We start from the raw sequence: 5,309 nt of genomic DNA, 5'->3' as shown, positions 1-5,309 counted from the left end.
AAAAACTGCTGAATCAAAGGTGCCATCAGTTTGGTCAGCAATAATTAGTTTTACATGGTATGAAACATAGGGAGTTATAGTTGTTGAAGCGGTTAAAACTGTGGTTCTACCTATATAGTTTGTGTCTCCAGTATTATAATTATCAAAATACTGTTCATTTTGAGCAGCACATGCGGGTAATAAATTAGTATGAACTGTTCCTGTGTTAACAGGGTCTGTAGTACCTGGTACTAATGCTATATTTTGATATGGAGCATTACTTCCAGTTTCTCTAATTAGAAAAACAAAACCATCTGAGACTTGACAAGGGTTAATACCATCATAATCTTCAGATGCAAACAAATAATTAAATTGAAACTGACTTGAAATAGAAGTTATATCAAATTCTATAGAAGTTGCATTAAGTGTATTACTAGTCATTAATGCTGTTTCTAAATCTGGGTCTGTTCCCCAAGCTGAAGAGCCATCACTTAAAGGCGGGGTTATAACACCATTTCCGGCTGCTGTAGCATTTCCTGTAGTTAAAAGTATACCGTTTTGAAAAGGAAAATTAGAACTAGCACGCTCAAAATAACCAAAACTAGGTACTCCAAAAGGTGCTCCATTAACCGCAGAGGTTATGTTAGTAATTTCTACACAACCATCTACAAGATTATCCTCTATGAGTTGTTGTAATGGTACAGAATTATCGACAGAGATCTGTTGAGAAAGCATAAAATTACTACAACAAAATATTATAATTAATATGTAGTAATTAAGTTTCATAGTAGGTTGTAACTTTTGTTTAATTGCTTTGGGTAAAATGTCAAATTTAAATTTGGGTTTAAATTCGAGTGGAAAATAGATGTTTTTTTAATAAAATGCTAAAAAATAGAATAAAATGCATTTTAATTAGTTTTTTGGTAACAAAATTTAGTATTTAAGCGTAAAATGATTTTTGAAAACCCTTCCATCTTGAAGTGTAACAGAAAACCAATAATCATCAATTGGTAGTCTTTCTCCGTTAAATAACCCATCCCAACCTTCTCCTAAAGGATCGATTTCTTTTAGTAATCTTCCAAAGCGGTTAAAAATTAATATTTTAGATTCAGATTGAAACATATCTGATACACCAAAGACTTGCCATGTGTCATTAATACCATCGTTGTTAGGGGAGAAAAATTTGGGAAAACCAATTACTGAAACATTTTGATTAATAATACCGCAATCATTTTTTACATCTCTAATATTTACAGTATATATCCCTGGAGAAACATTCTTAAAAATATTACTTTCTTGATATGGGCTAGAAATGTTATTATTTGAATCTATTAATTCATATTCATAAATACCCTCACCAGATACCAATACTGTTATTGTGTTGTTTTGAGATACATCAATAACTTCTATAGTCTCAATAGTGGCTATATCAGACGGGTTTACAGTAATTATTCGTTGTTTTGAACAACCATTTACATTTGTTACGGTAACATTATAATTTCCAATTTCATTAACCTCTACACTAAAAGTATTTTCAGTAGTAGACCAATCATAGGTGTAATTAGTAGGAGAATCGTTAATTAAACCAGCATCCAGAGTAATTGTACTTGGAAATGTATTAATGCAATAAAGCACTAAACTTTCAGTATCAATATTTGGTAATTTATTAACTGTGAGTAAAATTTCACTGATACCATAGCAGTTATTTGCGTTTTCGACACGCGCGTAAATAGTTTGATTATATGCAGATGTATTTGTATAAATTACATCTAAGCTGTTGATTTCTAGAAGCGCATCATTATAAGTTTCAAAATACGAAATATCTAAGCCCAGAGGCAGACCATTTGTAATGTTATTATTAGCTTCACTTAGATTAAATTGATAAAAACCATCCTCTGTACCGTCATCATCACAAACATTTAAGAAAGCATTGTTAGAGTCGGTTAAACTTACTTCAAGAGTTAATTCTGCATTGCTTGTACAACCTGTAGTATCGTCAGTAACTTCTACATAAATAGTTTGAGGGTTTATTGTGTTTGCAAATGAATCACCATTTATTACTTGTGTTCGAGCAATATCTGTATAAAATTTAGTAGACCGATTTGGTAAATTACCTGTTAACTCAATATTAGCTTCGTTGAGGTTGAAGCGTGTGAGACCGTCATTAATTCCGTCTTCGTCACACTGTAAAATGATGTAATTGAAAGCATCAGGATTTAAATTCACAATTAAATTGAGACTAGTAATGCTCCTACAATCAGGATTAAAATTATCTTCTATTCTTACAAAAATCTCCTGATTGAAGGCTCTGGTATTATAGTATAAATCTGGTAGAGGTGACGTTTCTGTTATAGCATCATTTTCAGTTCTATAATAGTTAATATTTACATTTGTAGGGTCTTGACCATCTAAAATTATAGCATCTAGAGGTTGTAAGTCAAATATAACACGTCCGTTGGTATCGTCACCATCATTTAAATCGTCACAGGTTTGGTAATTAATTGGATTAAAAAAATCTGGACCTAAGTTTACTTCTAAATTAAAACTGGAAATATCAAAACAATTAGTAGTTGTGTTTTCAATTCTTGTAAAAATAGTTTGAGGGTTTGAATCATTAGTATAGGGGCTGATTAAAGGTCTTATTCCAATAATGGCATCGCTTTCATTTTCATGATATGTGATGTTAACATCTGTTTGATTTCCTCTAATTAAACTTGTTTTAGATTCTAAATCGAAAGTTGTAAATCCATCATTAAAAGGAGCTACAACATCACAACTACCTAAATTAGTTGGACCTGATGTTGATGGGTTAGTAGATTCATCAGTTGGTGGTTCTGAAAATGTGGCTGTACCTGTCCATTCTAAACTAAAACCACTATTACCTATAGGTCTGTCTATTACAATAAAATAGGTTTCTCCTGCTAGGGCATCTAACCACCTAACAAAACTATTTCCGTTTTGTCCAGGACCTTCAGTTATTTGTGTTTCGGTTCCATTCATTCCGGTTAAATTATTTCCTTGGTTTGCTGCCTGAGGGTTTGTAGTAGAACACCTAATGGTATTGCCAACATCTCCACAACTTACATTTGGTCCAAATACAAAAAAATCATAATCTTCAGTTATGGCAGAGCTATTTGGAGTTAAAGTAAAGCCTAAAGTACCATCTGTAACTAAAGTAACTTGTAACCAAACACTATTATTCTCGTTACTAGAGCAAGAATCGGGAAACTCTCTGGTTCCTGAACCATTTACATCTAAATTTACATTTGAATTTCCACAAGCAATAATAGCGTCTACACAGTCATTCTGTGCAAAACAAAAATTTGAACAAAAAAAAATTATTGATAGATATAGAAAACGAAATCTAAAGTGAAATTTCAAAAAATTAATATTTTAAAGTGAAATGATTCTTAAATACTCTTCCGTCTTGCAGAGTAACAGAGAACCAATAATCATCAGATGGAAGTTTTATTCCATTACTAAAGCCATTCCAGCCTTGTCCAAGCGGATTTATTTCTTGAACGAGTTTTCCATAACGGTCAAAAATAAAGATTTTAGTATTTGGTTGAAACATACTTGATACACCATAAATTTGCCAAGTGTCATTTATTCCATCATTATTAGGTGTAAAGAATTTAGGAAAACCAATTACAGAAACGTTTTGTTCTACTGGGCCACAATTGTTTTTTATATCTGTAACCGACACTGTGTAAATTCCAGGAGATACATTTTCAAAAATGTTATTTTCTTGATAAGGAATAATTAGGTTATCGTTTTCTCTAAAAAGCGCATATTCGTATGTGCCTTCTCCAGAAACCATTACCGTTATGGTATTATTATCTGTAACGTCTAAAACATCAATAGACTCAAAAGTAGCTGTATTTGAAGGCTCTATAATTACTTTTCTGTTTTTAGAACAGCCATTAGCATTTGTAACTAAAACATTATATTCACCTGGTTCATTAATTTCAATATTATAAGTTGTTTCACCAGAATCCCATAAGTAAGTGTAATTACTTGGAGAATCATTTATAACACCTGCATTTATAGTTATAGTTTCAGGAAAACTATTTAAACAATAGTAGTCTAAACTTTGTATTTCTATATTCGGTAATTCGTTAACTGTTAGTGAGATTTCACTAATACCGTAACAATTATTTGCATTTTCGACTCTTGCGTAAATAATTTGGCTGTAAGGTGATGTGTTTGTATAAGATGTTCCTAAGTCGTTTAGTTCTAACAAAGAATCTTCGTAATTTTCAAAATAAGATATAGTTAAACCATTTGGTAAGCCATTTACAATTTGAGAACTAACCTGACTTAAGTCAAATGTTTGAAAACCATCTTCAAGACCATCATCATCACATAATGTAAGTGATACATCATTTGAATCTGTGGTACTAACATTTATTACAAGCTCCGAAGTGTCATAGCAACCAGTGTTTATATCATATACTTCAACATAAATAGTTTGTGGGTTAGAAGTATTATTGAATGAAGCCCCATTTATTTCATTTAATCTAGTAATATCTGAATAAAATCTTGTTGAAAGATTACTATTACTATTTGTTAATTTGGGGTTAGCTTGATTTAAATTAAAAGTTGTAAAGCCATCAATAATGTCATCTTCATCACATTGAAGAATAGTATGACTAAATGCTTCAGGATTTTGATTGTAAACAACAAAAGCCTGACCTTCGAATGCGCAATCTCCATTGTTGGGGTCAATGTAAACTTGATAATGACCAGTTTGAGAGACTTCTAAATCAAAATCAGTTTCAGGTAATGGAACATCGTCTAACGTCCATATATAAGATGCTCCAGCAATATTCTCAGATATTAAAGTATATTTATCTCCATCACACAAAGCTAGGTTAATTGAACTCTCGCCATTTTTAATGATATCAATTTCAGTATTAAAAAATGAAGCTATAAAAGGGGGTAAGCCTTGAGAAGAATTAAATGGAGATAAGTTTATTGCATTATGATTGTAATTACATCCTGAGCCTATTACATTAGGGTTTTCAATAACCCCAAGAAAGGGTAAGCCTTCATTGTATGTAGCACTCAACGCTCTGTATATTTTTCCGTTTGGACCCAGTTGTAATGCTCCTCTGTAAAGTTGTCTTTCGTCTAATATAACTCTGGAGTCACTTGGGTTAGTAGTTGATAAGTCAAACTGGGCTAATATAGATGTATGATTAGATGGTATATTACTATTACTAGGATTGTCAAAGTCAAAAAAATCATTTGATGAGTGTACATAAAGTAACTTGCTGTTTGGTGAAAATTCCACACCATATGGGAATATATTTCCATTAGTACCAGAT

3 protein-coding genes are annotated in these 5,309 nt (G+C 31.7%); all 3 read right to left on the bottom strand.

What is annotated here, in order from left to right; translation table 11 throughout:
• Positions 1-714 (bottom strand): choice-of-anchor L domain-containing protein (locus tag AB8B90_RS03290; protein ID WP_405333597.1); only part of this gene is annotated, 714 nt, incomplete at its 3' end.
• 198 nt (positions 715-912) lie between these two features.
• A complete protein-coding gene (locus AB8B90_RS03285; protein WP_405333595.1) occupies positions 913-3,360 on the bottom strand; it encodes a T9SS type B sorting domain-containing protein in 2,448 nt (815 codons plus the stop codon).
• 4 nt (positions 3,361-3,364) lie between these two features.
• Positions 3,365-5,309, bottom strand: a 1,945-nt coding sequence (locus AB8B90_RS03280) for a T9SS type B sorting domain-containing protein (RefSeq protein WP_405333593.1), incomplete at its 5' end; no start/stop codon positions are given.

Origin of the sequence: Psychroserpens sp., from assembly GCF_045105015.1 — a bacterium.
Lineage (GTDB): Bacteria > Bacteroidota > Bacteroidia > Flavobacteriales > Flavobacteriaceae > Psychroserpens.
The sequence above is the reverse complement of the archived record's forward strand: the minus strand, read 5'-3'. Positions and strand labels throughout refer to the sequence as shown.